Here is a 15991-nt window from a genome sequence, read left to right as displayed (position 1 = left end):
CAGTGTGAGGGGAAGGCGAACATGGGGAATTCACGCGGGAATGCAGCCAATGACGCCCGGCGGCGGGAAAGCTGGCTGCGCTTCCGGGATAACCGGAATCAGGCCTTGGCCGTCGATTACGGCTGGCTGACCCTGACCTCGCTGCAGTGGTTGCCCGCCGAGCCAGCACCGCTGGACCAGGTCACGGGCCTGTGGAGTGCCACAGGGCCGGCATCTGCCGGCGGACACGCCACCCTGACAGCCAACGCCGACGACGGCTTGTACTTCATGGAGACCGGCGAGCCGGCGGTGGGGACTTTTACGGCCACCTTGGGCAATGAGGAATCGCTGCTGTGGGTGCGCCGCGGCAGCATCGCCGTCGAACTCGCCGCGCGCGGCGACCGCTATGCGGTCCGGACGCGGGACAATAACTCACCGGTACATGCGGACTTCAAGGCTGTCCCGGTCTTCGATTACAACCCGGACCTGGTGGTGACCGGCCGATTCGACGAATACGACCAACCGCGGACCCTGCACATCACCACATCGAACCCAGACGTTCCCGGCGCCATCACCGCGGTGGGCACGGTCAGCTTCGAGCTGGACGGCTCCCGGCACACCCTGGTGGCCGAACCGGAAAAACTGGGTGCGTTGTCGCTGAACTTCCATGACGCCACCAACGGCGACACCACGGCGGGTTGGCGTTCCGTCGCCACACGCCGTCCCGGGCCCGACGGAACCGTGCTGATCGATTTCAACCGCGCCACGAATTTTCCCAGCGCTTTCACCGACTTCGGCACCTGCCCGATGCCGGTTGACGGCAACGTCATAACAGCCCCGGTGGAAGCCGGTGAACGCCGGGCGCGCTGACTTCCCACGATGGCGCCCAACGCCGGTCTGGGGGAGGATCGTCGAATGGGACCGACAGCGGACGACTTCCGCATCATCACAGACGACCTGACCGGCCGCTTCAGCGAATTGCCGGACGATGCCTGGCGCAAGCCGGCGCTGGAGCTGGCGTGGGACTGTCGCGAAACAGCCGCGCACCTCATGGACGACTTCGCGTTCTACGCGATGCAATTGTCCGGCCGCCAGCCGCCACAGGACGACTACGTGGCGCTGGTGGATCCGCCGGCTTGGCGGTCAGGCGGGCCGGACATCTTGTTTTGGCCCGATCCGGCCACGGGGACTGCCGGAATCGTCAGCTGCTTCGATGCCGCGGCCGGCCTGCTGTATGCCGTCACCGCCACTGCGCCGGCAGGGCACCGGGGCTACCACCCGGCGGGAATCTCGGACGCGTCCGGTTTTGCAGCCATGGGTGTGGCCGAAGCCGTGCTGCACGGCTTCGATATCCTCGCTGCCCAGGGGATCGACTACCGTCCGGACGACGGGGTGATCGCGCGGGCGATGGACCGGATTTTCCCGGCGGCGGAGCGGACGGGCGATGTCTGGCAGGACCTGCTGAGGGCCAGCGGCAGGACCCCCGAAACCCGCGGACAGAAGTGGCGGTGGGACTCGACGGTCCGCGGATGAGTCCGGCGGGCGGGAGCGGGGCGGGGGCCGTAGGCTGGTAGCAGTCCTGCGAGGATGCAGGGGAACCGACGGAAGCCGCTATGACCGTAGACAAGAACACCCGCCGGCTCGAAGACCATATCGAGACCGATTTTTCGGACAAGATGAGCTATGGCTCCTACCTGTCCCTGGACCAGTTGCTCTCTGCCCAGCACCCGGTGAGCCGTCCGGAGCACCACGACGAACTTCTGTTCATCATCCAGCACCAGACCTCCGAGCTGTGGCTGAAACTGGTGCTGCATGAGTTGCGCACGGTACGGCAGAAACTGCGCGACGACGACCTGCGCTTCGCGATGAAGGGCATCGCGCGGATCAAGCACATCCAGCGCTCGCTGACCGAGCAATGGTCGGTACTGGCAACGCTCACGCCGTCCGAATACGCGGAGTTCCGCGGGTCGCTGGGATCGTCGTCGGGCTTTCAGTCTTACCAGTACCGTGCCGTGGAGTTCATGCTGGGCAACAAGAACAAGGGCATGCTGGACGTCTTCTCGAATGATCCGGCCGCACAAGCCTTGCTCGCTGAACTGCTCAATCAGAGCAGTGTGTACGACGAGTTCTTGGCTTATCTGCACCGGCACGGCTACCGGGTCCCGCCGGAACTGCTGGACCGGGATGTGACCGAGGCGCACGTCTTCAACCCGGAACTCGTGGAAACCTTCACATCCGTCTACGAGAACGCCGGGCAAAACTGGGACGTCTACGAGGCCTGCGAGGAACTGGTGGACCTGGAAGACAACTTCCAGCTCTGGCGCTTCCGGCACCTGAAAACAGTGGAGCGGACCATCGGCATGAAGCGCGGCACCGGCGGGTCTTCCGGCGTTGGTTTCCTCCGCCGGGCGCTGGAGCTCACGTTCTTCCCCGAGCTCTATGCGGTGCGCACGGAGATCGGCCAAGCTGGACCGGTCGACTAAGGCGGTGCGGGAGGGCTGCCGGCGGAGGCCGTTCGTTCCCCCGCCAGCAGCGGCCTGGTGGCCGCCAACACACGTTGCGCGGCCCGACTGATTCCATGGTCGCACCCCGACGCGGTTCGGGACAGGGGGTGAAGCACGGAAGCTCCAGGCTGACGGCCGCGTCATGCGGCAGGGGAGGGGGCTGGTCCCGTGTATTTTTAGAGTGTGCTGATCTCCGACCGTGATATTCGTGCCGAAGTGGACTCCGAACGCATCATTCTTGATCCGTTCCAGCCGGACATGATCCAGCCCTCGAGCGTGGACGTGCGGCTTGACCGGTTCTTCCGGCTGTTCGACAACCACAAGTACGCACACATCGACCCGCAGCTGGAGCAGCCCGAGCTCACCCGGTTGGTGGAGGTGGACCCGGAAGAGCCACTCATCCTGCATCCGGGCGAATTTGTCCTCGGCTCCACGTACGAGACGGTGACACTGCCCGACGACATCGCCGCCCGGCTGGAGGGCAAGTCCTCGCTGGGACGGCTCGGCCTGCTGACCCACTCGACGGCAGGATTCATCGATCCCGGTTTTTCCGGACACGTGACGCTTGAGCTCTCCAACATGGCGACGCTGCCGATCAAGCTCTGGCCGGGCTCCAAGATCGGCCAGTTGTGCTTCTTCCGGCTGTCGTCGCCGGCCGAGCACCCATACGGTTCCGGCGAATACGGCAACCGCTACCAGGGCCAGCGCGGCCCCACCGCATCGCGCAGCTACCAGAATTTCCACCGCACGGTCATCGAACGCTGATCCGGCAGGCTGCAGCCCGCAGGAGTCAGGCCGCGGGAGTGGTGGCCCGCTGGATCTTTGCCGGCGTTTTGACCGGGAGCAGCATCAGCAGGCCAGCCAGCAGCACCACCAGGATGCCCAGGATGCCGTAGCGCTGTTCGCCGAAAACGGTAATAAACAGTGCGAACAGCGATGGTGCCAGAAAGCTGACGGCCCGGCCGGTGGTGGCGTAGAGGCCGAAGAACTCGCCTTCCTCGCCGCGGGGCGCGAGCCGGGCCAGATAGGCGCGCGACGACGACTGGGCCGGTCCGACGAACAGGCACAACAGCAGGCCAAACACCCAGAAAGTGGTATCGCCGGTCCAGGTGTTGCCGAAGAACACATGGTCGCCGGCGCCCAGCACGAAGATGGCGGCCGCCGCGACGATCAGTCCGGACAAGGCCCAAACGATGACGTTCTTCGGGCCGACCCGGTCGTCCAGCACCCCGCCGCAGACGGCACCGAGCGCCGCCACGACGTTGCCGGCGATCGCGAAGACGATCACCTGGCTGAGCGAGAAGCCGAAGGTGCCGGCGGCGATCACCCCGCCGAAGGTGAACACCGCGGCGAGCCCATCGCGGAAAATGGCACTGGCAATCAGGAAGAAAATTGTGTGGGGGCTGGAGCGGAAGATTGCCTTGATGCGGCGGAAGAGCAGCCCGTAGGACGCGAAGAAACCCAACGACGCGGCCGCCGGCTGCCGAGGGATCTCCGGAACGGCAAACAGCACTGGCAGCGCGAAGACCATGAACCAGACGGCGCAGAACACCGCCACCAGACGGATGTTCAGCCCGTTGTCCGCGGTGGCCCCGAACCAACCGGTCTCCGGCAAGACGAACCCGACGAGTACCAGGGCCAGCGCGACGACCCCGCCAACATAGCCCATCGCCCAGCCGAAGCCGCTGACTTTGCCGATCGTCGATGGGGTGGAGATTTGCGTGAGCATCGCGTAGTAGTTCACGTTCGCGAACTCGAAAAACACGTTGGCCAGCGCGATCAGTGCCACGCCGAGGAACAGGAACCCCGGCGACGGGAACACGAAGAAGCAAAGGCCGGTCAGCACGGCCACCGCCACACTGTTGACGCCAAGCCATAGTTTGCGGCGGCCGCCGGTGTCCGAACGCTGACCGGTAACCGGCGCCAGCAGTGCGATGGCCAGCCCGGCTATGGCCAGTCCGTAGCCGAGGATTTCCGAAGCGAACGCCTCGCCGCCGAATGCATCGCTGGTCAGGTAGACGGTAAAGACAAACGTTGTCATCACGGCGTTAAAAGCGGCTGACCCCCAGTCCCAGGAAGCCCAGGCCAAGACGTGCTTCTTATTCAGCCGTTCTGCTGCCGCACCGCCCGCTTCTTGGGTTGCCGGGATGCCCACCGAGTCAGTCATACCGCGATGCTATCCGTTTCGCCCGCTGCGAACTTTGAGCAGCGCCGCGAGCCCCGTGAATCTTTGCCGAACAGTGAGTCCGAAGGCCAGGCGGGGGAGGTCGGACGGCTGGAGATCACGCCCCGCGGGGGCGGAACCGTTTATGCCATGGGTAGAATGGAGCATCGCCCTGTCCGCCTAATCCTTGCAAAACCTGAAGGAAGTTCCGGAGTATCCTCGTGCTGATTGTGCTCACCATGCTTTTTGCGGTGGCCTTTGTAGCGCCTTTGATTTTCCGGAAACTCGGCCGGTCAACTTTCTACATTCTGGCTGCGGTTCCTGCCGCCGGCTTCATCTGGCTGATTGCCACGTTCGGCAACTACACCAACGCGAACCAGAAAGCACTTGACGGCGCTCCCAACGCTCCGCCGTCGGAAGTCTTCGCCTGGGTGCCGGGCCTGCAGCTGGAGCTGGCCTTCCGGATGGACACGCTGGCCGCGGTGCTCTGCATCCTTATTCTCGGTGTCGGGGCCCTGGTGCTGTTCTACTGCGCCCGCTATTTCAAGGCCGACGATCCTGACATCGGTCCTTTCGGTGCACAGTTGCTGGCCTTCAGCGGCGCCATGTTCGGCCTGGTCACCGCTGACGACCTGATCCTGATGTACATCTTCTGGGAGCTGACCAGCGTTCTCTCCTACCTGCTGATCGGGTATGCCAGGCACCGACTGTCGGCGCGTAGGTCGGCGCTGCAGGCCTTGATGGTCACCACCTTGGGCGGCCTGGCGATGCTGGTCGGCATCCTGATGATCGGGCAGACCGCCGGCACCTACCGGACGTCCGAGATCCTCGCCAATGCCGATTCGCTCCTTGCCCACGGACAGATCATCGACATCGCTATCCTGCTGGTGCTTGTTGGGGCAATCAGCAAGTCGGCCTTGGTGCCCTTCCACTTCTGGCTCCCGGCGGCGATGGCCGCGCCGACGCCGGTCAGCGCCTACCTGCACGCCGCGGCCATGGTCAAGGCCGGCATCTACTTGGTGGCCTTGCTGGCTCCCGCATTCTCCGGCACCGAGTACTGGCATCCTGTGGTGCTGGGACTCGGGCTGCTGACCATGCTGGTGGGGGGTTGGCAGGCCCTGCGCCAGCACGACCTGAAGCTGATCCTGGCCTACGGCACGGTCAGCCAGTTGGGTTTCCTGACCCTCGTGTTCGGACTGGGCTCCCAGGAAGCTGCCTTGGCCGGCATGGGCATGTTGCTGGCCCACGGCTTCTTCAAGGCGACGCTGTTTCTGGTGGTGGGCATCATTGACCACCAGTCCGGAACGCGTGACATTCGCGAACTGTCCCATCTGTACCGCCAAGCTCCGAAGCTCTTCGTGGTCGCCTTGATCGGCACTGCCTCGATGGCCGGCCTGCCTCCGTTGTTGGGCTTCGTTGCCAAAGAGTCGGTCTACGAAGCCTTCGTCCACCGTGCGGAGGCGTCCGGCTGGGTGGGCGGTCTGCTGCTGGCGGGCATTGTGATTGGCTCCATCCTGACGTTCGCCTACAGCGCCCGGTTTATCTGGGGCGGATTCGCGGCCAAGCCAGGACTGGAGGCCATCGAGTTCAGACCGGTTCCGTGGGCCTTCCTGGCCGCCCCGGCCATTCTGGCCGCGGCCACCGTGAGCTTCGGGCTGTGGCCGGTGCCGGTAGAAGAGGCCGTCGCACCGTATGCAGGACTTTTCCCGCTGGATACGGTCGCCACGCATCTGGCGCTCTGGCACGGATTGACGCCGGCGCTGGGCCTGACAGCCATCACCCTTGCCGCCGGCGCAGCTTTGTTCATGCTGCGCACGCCGGTAGCCGCCTTCCAGACGAAGATCCATTTCATCCCCGAGGCAGACCGGATCTACCGCGGCATCATCAACGTGCTGGACGAGGTGGCCATCTGGGTCACCGGCCGCACCCAGCGCGGTTCGTTGGTCTTCTATCTGTGCGTGATCCTGATCGTGGCCATCGTGACGCCACTGACCGCCGTCGTGCTGATGGATGCCCCGCTGCCGGAAAGCCTGGTCTGGTTCGATACGCCGGCGCAGGCCATCGCAGGGCTGATCGTGGCGGCCGGAGCGCTGGGTGCCATCCGCGCGAACAAGCGCTTCATGGCGGTGCTGATGGTCTCGGTGACCGGCTACGGACTGGCCTTTATCTTTGCCATCCAGGGTGCTCCGGATCTGGCCTTGACCCAATTGCTGGTGGAAACGATCTCGCTGGTGGCCATCGTGCTGGCGCTGCGTTCCCTGCCGGCGCGGCTATGGCTGCGCACACCCGGGCGTTTCAAACTGCTGCGCGCCATCATCGGTGCGGCGTTTGGCCTGACCATGATCGTGATCGCGATGACCGCGATGGCGGCACGCACGGCAGATCCGATATCACTTGCCCTGCCGAAGTTGGCCTACGAGGACGGCGGCGGCAGGAACATCGTCAACGTCATCCTGGTGGACATCCGGGCATGGGACACGTTCGGCGAAATTTCCGTGCTGGCTCTGGCAGCTACCGGTGTGGCCAGCCTAATCTTCATCCGCGGCCGCGGGGACAAGCGCCCGCTGTCCGTGGACGCCGTGGCCAGCGGCTCGGTGGGCCGCGGCTACGAAATGGTGGCGCACTCGGACCGCGAGGCCGCAGCACTGGCGACTGCCCGCAAGTTCGCCGTGGTGCCGCGCGATGCCTGGCTCGTTGCCGGCCGGACGCTGGCGCCGGAACGCCGGTCGATCATCTTCGAGGTGATCACCCGGCTGCTCTTCCACTCCGTGATGATCTTCTCCGTCTACCTGCTGCTGGCCGGCCACAACCTGCCCGGCGGAGGTTTTGCCGGCGGGCTGCTGGCGGGCATCGCACTGACCGTCCGCTATCTGGCCGGTGGGCGCGTCGAGCTGGCTGAAGCGACGCCGGTCAGTGCCGGCCTGCTGCTGGGCGTGGGGCTTGCCGCCGCGTCCCTGACAGCCGTCGTCCCGATCTTCCTGGGCGGCCAGGTCTTCCAAAGCGCCATCATTGAGTTCAGCCTGCCGGTCTTCGGTGACCACAAGTTCGTCACCTCGACGATTTTTGATATCGGCGTCTACCTGGTGGTGGTCGGGTTGGTGCTGGACGTTCTGCGCAGCTTCGGCTCGGAAATTGACGAACGAACCGAAGAGCGTACTGCCCGCAGCCGAAAGACGTCGGAACTTCACGCGCCGGCAACGATCGAGGAGGAGGTGTCCTCATGACGGTCAACCTGACACTGCTGCTGGTGATGGGCGTGCTGTTCGCGGTGGGCGTCTACCTGATCCTGGAACGTAGCCTGACCCGGGTGATGCTCGGCCTGATGCTGATCACCAACGGCGCGAACCTGCTGCTGCTCAGCACTGGCGGGCCCGCCGGACTGGCGCCGATCTTCGGCGTTGACGTCCCCGCCGAGGCCTACAGCGATCCGCTGCCCCAGGCCTTGATCCTCACGTCCATTGTGATCTCCTTTGCGGTCACGGCGTTCATGCTGGCCATCATTTACCGCTCTTGGGTGCTGGGACGGCAGGACGAGGTCCAGGACGATATCGAAGACCGCCGCGTGGCAAACCAGCCGACCTTCGATGCGGAAGACGACGCCGAGATCCCGGCCGAAACCACCGAGTTCGTCCCGGCGGACGAGGCGGAGGAAACACCTGCGACCAACAGGGCCCGGATAGAGAGGGAGAAGTGAACGCCGCACTGATCGCGCCGCTGGCAGTAGTCCTGCCGCTACTGGGCGCTGCCTTGGCGTTCGTCCTGATCCGCCATCCAAACGCCCAGCGCCGTACCGGTGCCATTACGCTGACCGTGACGCTGGCACTGGAGGCCGTCATGCTGGCCTCGGCGTGGGCCAACGGAGCCCAGGCCGTGAACATCGGCGGCTGGATTCCGCCGTTTGGCATCACCATGGTGGTCGATGAGCTTTCCGCGCTGATGCTGGTGGTCTCCTCCGCCGTCAGCCTGGCGGTGCTGCTGTATGCCTCCGGCCAGGGCATGACCGACAGCGATGAAGAAGGTCCGGTCTCGATCTTCCACCCCACCTACCTGATCCTGGTGGCCGGTGTGTCCAACGCGTTCCTGACCGGCGACCTGTTCAATCTCTATGTGGGCTTCGAAATGCTGCTCACGGCCAGCTACGTGCTGATGACCTTGGGAGGCACCAGCCCGCGCATCCGCGCAGGGGTGACGTACGTCGTCGTCAGCGTTATCTCCTCAGTGCTGTTCCTGGTGTCTATCGCGATGATCTACGCGGCGACCGGAACGATCAACATGGCGGACCTGGCGATCAAGCTCGGCGAGTTGGAACCGTCGACGCAAATGACGCTGCACCTCATGCTGCTGGTGGCCTTCGGCATCAAGGCGGCGGTCTTCCCGTTGTCCTTCTGGCTGCCCGACTCCTACCCGACGGCGCCGGCGCCGGTCACCGCGGTGTTCGCCGGCCTGCTGACCAAGGTCGGCGTCTATGCCCTGATCCGCACCGAGACGCTGCTGTTCCCGGGGGACCGTCTGAACACGTTCCTGATGGTGGTGGCCGTGCTGACCATGCTGGTCGGCATCCTGGGTGCCGTGGCACAGATCGACATCAAGCGCATGCTCTCTTTCACGCTGGTGAGCCACATCGGCTACATGGTGTTCGGGTTGGCGATGTCCTCGGTGGTGGGCCTGGCGGCCGCGGTCTACTACGTGGCGCACCACATCACCGTGCAGACCAGCCTGTTCCTGGTGGCCGGGCTGATTGAACGCCGCGGCGGCACCACCAACATGGACCGGCTGGGCGGCCTGGCCAAACTGTCGCCGTTGCTGGCCATCTTGTTCTTCGTCCCGGCCATGAACCTTGCCGGGATCCCGCCGTTCTCCGGTTTCCTGGGCAAGATCGGCTTGGTGCAGGGAGGCGTGGACCTGGGCACGCCGATCGCCTGGGTGCTGGTGGCGGGCAGCATGATCACGTCGCTGCTGACGCTGCTTGCTTTGGCCCGGGTCTGGAACCGCGTGTTCTGGCGGCGCCCGGAAGATGCCGAGCACCCGGATCCGGTCTTGGTGGCAACCAAGCCCGACGGGTCGGCTGTACGGACGACCCGCCACGTGGAGGACCATCCGCACGGGCGGTTCACCGGGCGCGGCATCGTTCAGCTGCTGCCCATGCCGATGGTCTGGCCGACGATCGGGCTGGTGGCGATGGGCCTTGCCCTGACGGTATTCGCCGGCCCGCTCTTCGAACTGAGCGACCAGGCGGCACGGGAGATGCTGCAGCGCACGCCGTATATCGAGGCGGTCCTAGGGGACGGCGCCATGCAAGGTGGTGGCCAATGAGGAAACCGCGTATTTCCATCTGGATCGAGCTGCCGCTGCTGGCTTGGCTGGTCTTCCTCTGGGGCGCTTTGTGGCAGGATTTCAGCGCCGGCAATCTGATCTTCGGTTTGCTGATCGCTCTGCTCATCGTGAACCTTTTCTACCTGCCGCCGGTCGAACTCAGCGGGCGCTTCAATCCACTGGCAGCGGTGATCTTCGCCGCGACCTTCGTGTGGAAAGTGGCGGTGGCGAGCTTCGAAGTACTCTGGCTTGCCCTGACCACCGGCCCGAAACTGCGCAACGCGGTGGTGGCGGTGCGCTTGCGAAGCCACTCGGACCTGCTGGTGACGGCCACTGGACATGCCATCTCGTTGATCCCGGGCAGCTTCGTGGTGGACGTAGACCGGTCCACCTCCACCCTCTACCTGCACGTGATCGACGTGGCCACCAAGGAAGCCGCCGAAGACTTTCAGGCCGAGGTGCGGAACATCGAGGCCGGCCTGATCCGGATGATGGGGACCAAGGAAGAACTGGAACTGGTCAAAGCTGAAGGTGCCGGCAGAAGAGGAGCAGCGTAAACGTGGAAATCATGTCGCTTGCCCAAATCGTCGTCATGGTCATTCTGGCCCTGTCCGCTGTGCTGGCGCTGGTCCGACTGGTCCGCGGGCCGTCGCTGCTGGACCGGTTGCTGGCCATAGACGTGCTGCTGGCGGTAGTCTGCGCCGGACTGATTGCGGACATGGCCGTCGGCGGCCACATGAATAATCTGACGCTGGTCGTGGTGATCTGCCTGGTCGGCTTCATCGGTTCCGTGGCCGTGGCCCGATTCGTCACCGATGGGCGGCCCCGTGAACACTGACCTGATCCTCGACATTGCCACCGCCGCCTGCTTGATCACCGGCTCGGTGATGTCCTTGGCCGCGGGCATCGGCCTGCTGCGGTTCCCGGACCTGCTGTCGCGGATGCACGCCGCCACGAAACCGCAGGTGTTCGGCTTGCTGCTGCTGCTGACAGGTTTAGGACTCCAGCTGGGCAGCTGGGCGGCGGTGCCCGTGTTGCTCATCGCATGGCTGTTCCAGCTGCTCACCGTGCCGGTCTCGGCACACATGGTGGGCCGCGCCGGATACCGCACCAAACACTTGCGGAGGGAAATCCTCAGCGTGGACGACCTCGACGCGGTGGTGGAAGCGGCAGCCGAAGAAGAGCCGGAAGCGGAGCTCGACGCCGCAGCGGTGGACGCCGGCGAGGCCGACGCGGCCGAGGCGGACGCTGCTGCGGCCGAGCCCGCAGACGCTGCGGACGGCGCTGCTGCACTCGGCACGGACCCCGGGGTCGGTGACAGGCGAAGTGCGGCGACGGCGGCTGGTCGAGTCCGGAAAGACCACGACTCCGCCGGACCGCACAAGTCCTAGTGCCCCACAGGGTCTGGTTCCGCACAAAGTCCAGCGCCGCCCAAGGACCAGGAGAGCCGACGGGGACGAGGCTGCAGCCCCGTCCCCGCCGGCGTGTTCCTTACGCGCTCTAGACGAGTTCCGGGGTCTTTTCGTAGTGCCGGACTGCCTTGGCGGTGGCCCGCTTGAGCAGTACCTGGATTACCCGGCCAACCGTGCCCGAGACTACCGCGAAAATCACGGCAGACCGCAGGCTGTTTTCCAAGTCATCGTCGGCCTGAGGCGCGTCGCGGCCGGTGACCTTCTTCCACACGTAGCCCAGCACCTTGGTGGCTGCCAAGCCCGCACCTACACTCACCAGGGTGCCTAAGAGCCTTAGTACAACGGTCATGCCTGCTCCTTTCCGGGGCACAGCGTCCCCGTGTCATCAGCTCTGCCGTTCCCAGCCTACTGCCCGGCACCCACGCGTCCCGCCGCCGTCGTGCATTTTCCCGCGTTTTCCCGCGGATGGTGGCCGAATGGGCCGCCGGACCGGCCGAGTGTAGACTGGGTGCTGCTGCTAGACAGCACCTATAACGACAGGGGAGCGTCCGACCGACCGGCACACGCCGGACACGGGAGGGACGCTGAGAGTGCGGAGAGACCGCAGACCCTCGAACCTGCTCCGGTTAGTACCGGCGAAGGGAGTCGAGTTCTCGGGGCGCGCCGCGTGGGCCGCCCTCCCCTCCTGCACCCAGGAGGATTAAAGTGAGTACCGTTTCGAATGCACCCACCACGCCCAGTCCCTCGCGCACGCCGCGATATCGCTGGCGAGTGGTGGACATCGTCGTCGCCTCGGTGATTGCCGTGGCCGTCGGCGTCATCTTCTGGGCCTGGTCCGCGGCTTGGCCGCTGATCGAGAGCCTCACCGTGGCGTTCCCGCCCTCCGCCGGCCTCTACACCGGCGGATGGCTCATGGCCGGGGTGCTGGGCGGGCTGATCATCCGCAAGCCCGGCGCCGCAATCTACTGCGAGGTGCTGGCCGCCATCGTCTCCGGCCTGCTGGGCACCAGCTTCGGCATGAGCGTGCTGGTTTCCGGCCTGATCCAGGGCCTGGGCGCCGAAGTCGTCTTCCTGCTCTTCCTCTACCGGAAATTCAACCTGCTGGTGGCGATGCTGGCCGGTCTCGGCGCCGGCCTGGCGCTGTCGATCAGCGAGAACATCCTCTACAACATGCTCTGGGCGCCCGAGTGGCAGTTGGCCTACGTGGGCTTCGCCGCAGTGTCCGGCGTGGTGATTGCCGGGTTGCTGCCGTGGCTGGCGGTCAAGGGCCTGGCCAGGACGGGCGTGCTGTCCTCCTTCGCGGCGGGCCGCGCGGCAGACGTCTGAGCCGTTCCATGAAACTGCAGAGTACGACGGCGGTGTCCGGCCCGGTGCCGGTCCTCGCCGAGGGATGGGGCTGGCGGCATGCCGGCCGCAAGGATCCGGCGGTCAGCGGGGCCAGCTTCAGCATTGCAGCCGGTGAACGGGTGCTGTTACTGGGTGCCTCCGGCGCCGGGAAGTCCACGCTGCTGCACGCGATGGCGGGCGTGCTCGGCGACGACGGGGAAGGCGAGGAAGTCGGGCGGCTCACCGTGGCCGGGCTGCGTCCCTCGGAAGCCCGCGGCAGGGCCGGGCTGGTGCTGCAGGACCCGGAAAGCCAGCTGGTGCTGGCGCGGGTGGGCGACGAGGTGGCCTTCGGGGCGGAAAACCTCTCCGTCCCGCGCGGACAGATCTGGGACCGGGTCCGCGAAGCGCTGGCCGACGTCGGACTGGAGGTGCCGCTAAACCATCCCACCGCGGCCCTGTCGGGCGGGCAGAAACAGCGGCTGGCGCTGGCATCGGTCCTGGCCATGCGGCCGGGGCTGCTGCTGCTGGACGAGCCGACCGCGAACCTGGACCCGGAGGGCGTGCACGAAGTGCGCGACGCCGTGGCCCGGGTGCTGGACCGGACCGGTGCCACCTTGGTGGTGGTGGAACACCGCGTGGCCGTCTGGGCGGACGTGGTGGACCGGGTGATCGTGCTGGCGGCCGGAGGCGGCGTGCTGGCAGACGGCCCGCCGGACAAGGTGCTGGCCGAAAGCGCCACCCGCGCCCGGCTGGTGGCGGCCGGTGTTTGGGTTCCCGGACATACGCCGCGGCTCCAGCTGCCCGCGGCCCCGGTTGCCGGCGGGCCGTTGCTGCAGGCGGTGGGATTGGACGCGGCCCGGAGCCGGAAGACCGGGCCGGTGCTGCGGGGCGTGGACTTGGACCTGCTCAGCGGACACGCGCTGAGCATCACCGGACCGAACGGCGCCGGCAAGTCGACGCTGGCCCTCACGCTGGGCGGCCTGCTGGCGCCCGCCGGGGGAGGGCTGTTCGCGACCCCGGCGCTGCACCGTGGCGCGGCGCAGTCCCCGGTGAAATGGAAGTCCGCCCAGCTGGTGGCCCGGATTGGCAGCGTGTTCCAAGAACCGGAACATCAATTCCTGACCAGCACCGTGGCCGACGAACTGGAGTTCGGTCCGCGGCGGGTGGCGAAGCTGCCCGAGCCGGAGGTCCGGCAGTTGGTGGACAGCATTGCCGAACGGCTCCGCCTGACCCGGCTGCTGCGGGCCAACCCGTTTACCCTCTCCGGCGGCGAGAAGCGCCGGCTCTCGGTGGCCACCATGCTCGCCACCAGTCCGGACATCCTGATGCTGGACGAGCCGACCTTCGGGCAGGACGCCAACACCTGGGCTGAACTGGTCACGCTGCTGGCCGAGTTGGTGGCCGAAGGCAAGAGCGTGGTGTCGGTGACGCACGACGCCGACTTCACCGCGGCGCTTGGCGGCACGGCTGTGCGCGTGGACGGCGGCGCAGTCCAGCCGGTGCAGGCGCTTCGGAGGGCAGCATGAGCGTGGACTTGATGACTCCGCGGCTGACCGCCTCGCCGTTCAGCCGAGCCAACCCGGTGTCCAAGCTGGCTGCTGCCGCCGTCATCACCGTGGTGGTCATGCTCAGCGTGGACTGGGTCAGCGCGTCGGTCGTGCTGGCGGCCGAGCTGCTGCTGATGCCGGTGCTGGGGGTGAACCCGTGGCTGCTGTTCAAGCGCGGCTGGCCCTTGCTGGCGGCGGCGGCGACCGGGGCCTGGGCCACGGCATTGTTGGCGGAGAAGACCGGAGCGGTGCTGTTCCAGCTCGGGCCGGTGGTGTTCACCGAGGACTCGGTGGCCGGCGGAGTCGCCATTGGCCTGCGCTCGCTCGCCGTCGCCCTGCCGGGCATTTTCCTGCTGTTGACCACCGACCCGACCGATCTGGCCGACGCGCTGGCGCAGAAGCTCAAGCTGCCGCACCGGTTCGTGTTGGGAGCGCTGGCCGCCATGCGGTTGGTCGGGCTGTTGGTGGAGGAATGGCGCACCCTGGGTCTGGCCCGCCGTGCTCGGGGGGTCGGGGCGGAGAACCGGCCCTTGGCCAAGGCCGGTGCGTTCCTGGGCCAGGCGTTCGGGCTGATTGTGCAGGCCATCCGGCGGGCCACCCGGCTGGCGGTTGCCATGGAGGCGCGCGGTTTCGGCGCGGGTCAGCGGACCTGGGCGCGTGAGTCCAGCTACAGCACGGTGGACGTTTGGGTGCTGCTGGGCGGCGTACTGATTGCGGGCGCTGCGGCCGCGGCCGCTGTAGCCGCCGGCACCTGGAACTTCATCTTCATTTGAGCCTGGGGCCGCTGGCTTCGGGCCCCGGGCCCGGACGGCGCCGGGAGTGCGCCGCAGCTACTCCCGGCTGCCTTCGGCCAGCAGCGCGGTGAGTTCCTCCGTCAGCTCCGGCGACATCGGGATCTCCTTGCCGTCGATGCTTTTCACCGGTGCCAGCAGTCGGATGCTGGAGACAAGCCAGACGGCATCGGCCTCGTAGAGGTCGTCCGGTTCCAGCGGGCCGTAGCCCAGCTGCCATCCGGCTGCGGCTGCCGCCTTGAACAGCACCGCCTGGGACGTGCCCGGCAGGATGCCGCTTTCCAAAAGCGGGGTGACCAACGTCCGAACGCCATCGCGCACCCGAGCCATCAGCACGGTGGAGGTGGGTCCTTCGAGGACGCGGCCATCGCTGGACGTGAAGATGACGTCGTCGGCGTCGTTCTTGCGGGCGTAGCGCAGCGCCGCCATGTTGACCGCATAGGAAAGCGTTTTCGCGCCCATCAGCAACCACGGGGCTCGTTCGGCCAGCGAGCTGTCATAGCCGCGGTCCAGCAGCAACACCGAGATCCCGTCGGTGCGCTGGCGCTGTCCAGCCGACGGCGGCAGCGAGGCCTGGACCCAGGCGGTGGGTGCGGTGGCGCCTTCCACGCCGCGGGTCACCAGTAGTTTGATGACCAGCTCCTCGACCGGCGGGTGCTCCGCGATCGCCGTCTTGATGGCACGCTCCCACGCGTCTGCGGGCGGCAGCTCCAAATCCATGGTCCGGGCGGACGTCGCCAGCCGGTCCAGATGCGCCTGCACCTTGCGCGGAATGCCGTTCACCGCCAGCAGGGACTCGAAAATGCCGTCGCCACGGGTGGCACCGAGATCGGTGGCCATGAGCTGGGGCTGTGTTGCATCTGCGATGCGGCCCGCCTCGTAGGCGGGGTCCAAGAACACCAGAACTGTCATATGCCCAGCTTAGTTTGTCGCTGGCCGCCGGGTAGGCTAGGGA

15 protein-coding genes, 1 pseudogene and 1 riboswitch are annotated in these 15991 nt (G+C 66.4%); of the genes and pseudogenes, 13 read left to right on the top strand and 3 right to left on the bottom strand.

Translation table 11 applies throughout. The annotated features are described in order from the left end of the window. Positions 1-21 precede the first annotated feature (21 nt). The 4 genes from AC5RWX_RS16260 (at position 22) to dcd (ending at position 3248) form a co-directional block, all read left to right on the top strand. The gene (locus AC5RWX_RS16260; RefSeq protein WP_493939200.1) at positions 22-849 is read left to right on the top strand and encodes a DUF1684 domain-containing protein; all 828 of its coding nucleotides are present in this window, start codon (positions 22-24) and stop codon (positions 847-849) included. 45 nt (positions 850-894) lie between these two features. Next, entirely contained in the window at positions 895-1512 is a 618-nt protein-coding gene (locus AC5RWX_RS16255; protein WP_493939199.1) for a DinB family protein, read from the top strand. A gap of 80 nt (positions 1513-1592) precedes the next feature. Then, a complete protein-coding gene (locus AC5RWX_RS16250; protein ID WP_493939198.1) occupies positions 1593-2462 on the top strand; it encodes a tryptophan 2,3-dioxygenase in 870 nt (289 codons plus the stop codon). Between the two features lie 204 nt (positions 2463-2666). Further along, positions 2667-3248 carry a dCTP deaminase gene (dcd, locus tag AC5RWX_RS16245; RefSeq protein ID WP_127512972.1) on the top strand — a complete coding sequence of 194 codons (582 nt, stop codon included), beginning with the start codon at positions 2667-2669 and terminating at the stop codon, positions 3246-3248. A gap of 25 nt (positions 3249-3273) precedes the next feature. Here the strand turns inward: dcd and AC5RWX_RS16240 are convergent, their stop codons facing one another. Then, on the bottom strand, positions 3274-4650 hold the full coding sequence (locus tag AC5RWX_RS16240) for an MFS transporter (RefSeq protein WP_493944956.1): 1377 nt from the start codon (positions 4648-4650) through the stop codon (positions 3274-3276). Between the two features lie 218 nt (positions 4651-4868). Between AC5RWX_RS16240 and AC5RWX_RS16235 the strand changes: the two genes are divergently transcribed. From AC5RWX_RS16235 to mnhG, 6 genes and pseudogenes are all read left to right on the top strand, one after another. Beyond that, a complete protein-coding gene (locus AC5RWX_RS16235; protein ID WP_493944955.1) occupies positions 4869-7871 on the top strand; it encodes a Na+/H+ antiporter subunit A in 3003 nt (1000 codons plus the stop codon). Then, the gene (locus tag AC5RWX_RS16230) at positions 7868-8341 is read left to right on the top strand and encodes a Na(+)/H(+) antiporter subunit C (RefSeq protein ID WP_493939195.1); all 474 of its coding nucleotides are present in this window, start codon (positions 7868-7870) and stop codon (positions 8339-8341) included. The genes AC5RWX_RS16235 and AC5RWX_RS16230 overlap by 4 nt, the downstream gene beginning before the upstream one ends. Further along, on the top strand, positions 8338-9960 hold the full coding sequence (locus tag AC5RWX_RS16225) for a Na+/H+ antiporter subunit D (RefSeq protein WP_493939194.1): 1623 nt from the start codon (positions 8338-8340) through the stop codon (positions 9958-9960). Before AC5RWX_RS16230 ends, AC5RWX_RS16225 begins: the two co-directional genes overlap by 4 nt. Then, on the top strand, positions 9957-10517 hold the full coding sequence (locus AC5RWX_RS16220; RefSeq protein WP_493939193.1) for a Na+/H+ antiporter subunit E: 561 nt from the start codon (positions 9957-9959) through the stop codon (positions 10515-10517). The genes AC5RWX_RS16225 and AC5RWX_RS16220 overlap by 4 nt, the downstream gene beginning before the upstream one ends. Before the next feature lie 11 nt (positions 10518-10528). Next, complete coding sequence (locus AC5RWX_RS16215; RefSeq protein ID WP_493939228.1) at positions 10529-10798, top strand: MrpF/PhaF family protein; 270 nt, start codon at positions 10529-10531, stop codon at positions 10796-10798. Then, positions 10776-11144, top strand: a pseudogene (mnhG, locus tag AC5RWX_RS16210) (monovalent cation/H(+) antiporter subunit G); the annotation flags it as partial. The gene AC5RWX_RS16215 and the pseudogene mnhG, both read left to right, overlap by 23 nt. Positions 11145-11460: 316 nt before the next feature. Here mnhG and AC5RWX_RS16205 read toward each other — a convergent pair. Then, positions 11461-11721, bottom strand: coding sequence for a DUF4235 domain-containing protein (locus tag AC5RWX_RS16205; protein WP_493939192.1), 261 nt, complete (start codon positions 11719-11721; stop codon positions 11461-11463). 179 nt (positions 11722-11900) lie between these two features. After that, a riboswitch (TPP riboswitch) is annotated at positions 11901-12033 on the top strand. 44 nt (positions 12034-12077) lie between these two features. Here AC5RWX_RS16205 and AC5RWX_RS16200 point away from each other — a divergent pair. The 3 genes from AC5RWX_RS16200 to AC5RWX_RS16190 are packed head-to-tail and all read left to right on the top strand — an operon-like array spanning position 12078 to position 15018. Beyond that, complete coding sequence (locus AC5RWX_RS16200) at positions 12078-12698, top strand: ECF transporter S component (protein ID WP_493939191.1); 621 nt, start codon at positions 12078-12080, stop codon at positions 12696-12698. An 8-nt stretch (positions 12699-12706) separates the two neighbouring features. After that, on the top strand, positions 12707-14224 hold the full coding sequence (locus AC5RWX_RS16195; protein WP_493939190.1) for an ABC transporter ATP-binding protein: 1518 nt from the start codon (positions 12707-12709) through the stop codon (positions 14222-14224). Further along, positions 14221-15018 carry an energy-coupling factor transporter transmembrane component T family protein gene (locus AC5RWX_RS16190; RefSeq protein ID WP_493939189.1) on the top strand — a complete coding sequence of 266 codons (798 nt, stop codon included), beginning with the start codon at positions 14221-14223 and terminating at the stop codon, positions 15016-15018. The genes AC5RWX_RS16195 and AC5RWX_RS16190 overlap by 4 nt, the downstream gene beginning before the upstream one ends. A 57-nt stretch (positions 15019-15075) precedes the next feature. On the opposite strand, the gene AC5RWX_RS16185 is transcribed toward AC5RWX_RS16190, so the two are convergent. Next, on the bottom strand, positions 15076-15948 hold the full coding sequence (locus AC5RWX_RS16185; protein WP_493939188.1) for an aminodeoxychorismate lyase: 873 nt from the start codon (positions 15946-15948) through the stop codon (positions 15076-15078). Positions 15949-15991: the final 43 nt, after the last annotated feature.

Source organism: Arthrobacter sp. SPT-J7, assembly GCF_059089965.1.
This window is presented reverse-complemented; position numbering and strand designations above follow the sequence as displayed.

What these genes read in the sequence shown, in the direction of transcription:
- AC5RWX_RS16205 (WP_493939192.1), bottom strand. Translation starts at nt 11,721, where the DNA reads ATGACCGTTGTACTAAGGCTCTTAGGCACCCTGGTGAGTGTAGGTGCG.
- AC5RWX_RS16260 (WP_493939200.1), top strand. Translation starts at nt 22, where the DNA reads ATGGGGAATTCACGCGGGAATGCAGCCAATGACGCCCGGCGGCGGGAA.
- AC5RWX_RS16215 (WP_493939228.1), top strand. Translation starts at nt 10,529, where the DNA reads ATGTCGCTTGCCCAAATCGTCGTCATGGTCATTCTGGCCCTGTCCGCT.
- AC5RWX_RS16255 (WP_493939199.1), top strand. Translation starts at nt 895, where the DNA reads ATGGGACCGACAGCGGACGACTTCCGCATCATCACAGACGACCTGACC.
- AC5RWX_RS16220 (WP_493939193.1), top strand. Translation starts at nt 9,957, where the DNA reads ATGAGGAAACCGCGTATTTCCATCTGGATCGAGCTGCCGCTGCTGGCT.
- AC5RWX_RS16185 (WP_493939188.1), bottom strand. Translation starts at nt 15,948, where the DNA reads ATGACAGTTCTGGTGTTCTTGGACCCCGCCTACGAGGCGGGCCGCATC.
- AC5RWX_RS16250 (WP_493939198.1), top strand. Translation starts at nt 1,593, where the DNA reads ATGACCGTAGACAAGAACACCCGCCGGCTCGAAGACCATATCGAGACC.
- AC5RWX_RS16230 (WP_493939195.1), top strand. Translation starts at nt 7,868, where the DNA reads ATGACGGTCAACCTGACACTGCTGCTGGTGATGGGCGTGCTGTTCGCG.
- AC5RWX_RS16240 (WP_493944956.1), bottom strand. Translation starts at nt 4,650, where the DNA reads ATGACTGACTCGGTGGGCATCCCGGCAACCCAAGAAGCGGGCGGTGCG.
- AC5RWX_RS16195 (WP_493939190.1), top strand. Translation starts at nt 12,707, where the DNA reads ATGAAACTGCAGAGTACGACGGCGGTGTCCGGCCCGGTGCCGGTCCTC.
- AC5RWX_RS16190 (WP_493939189.1), top strand. Translation starts at nt 14,221, where the DNA reads ATGAGCGTGGACTTGATGACTCCGCGGCTGACCGCCTCGCCGTTCAGC.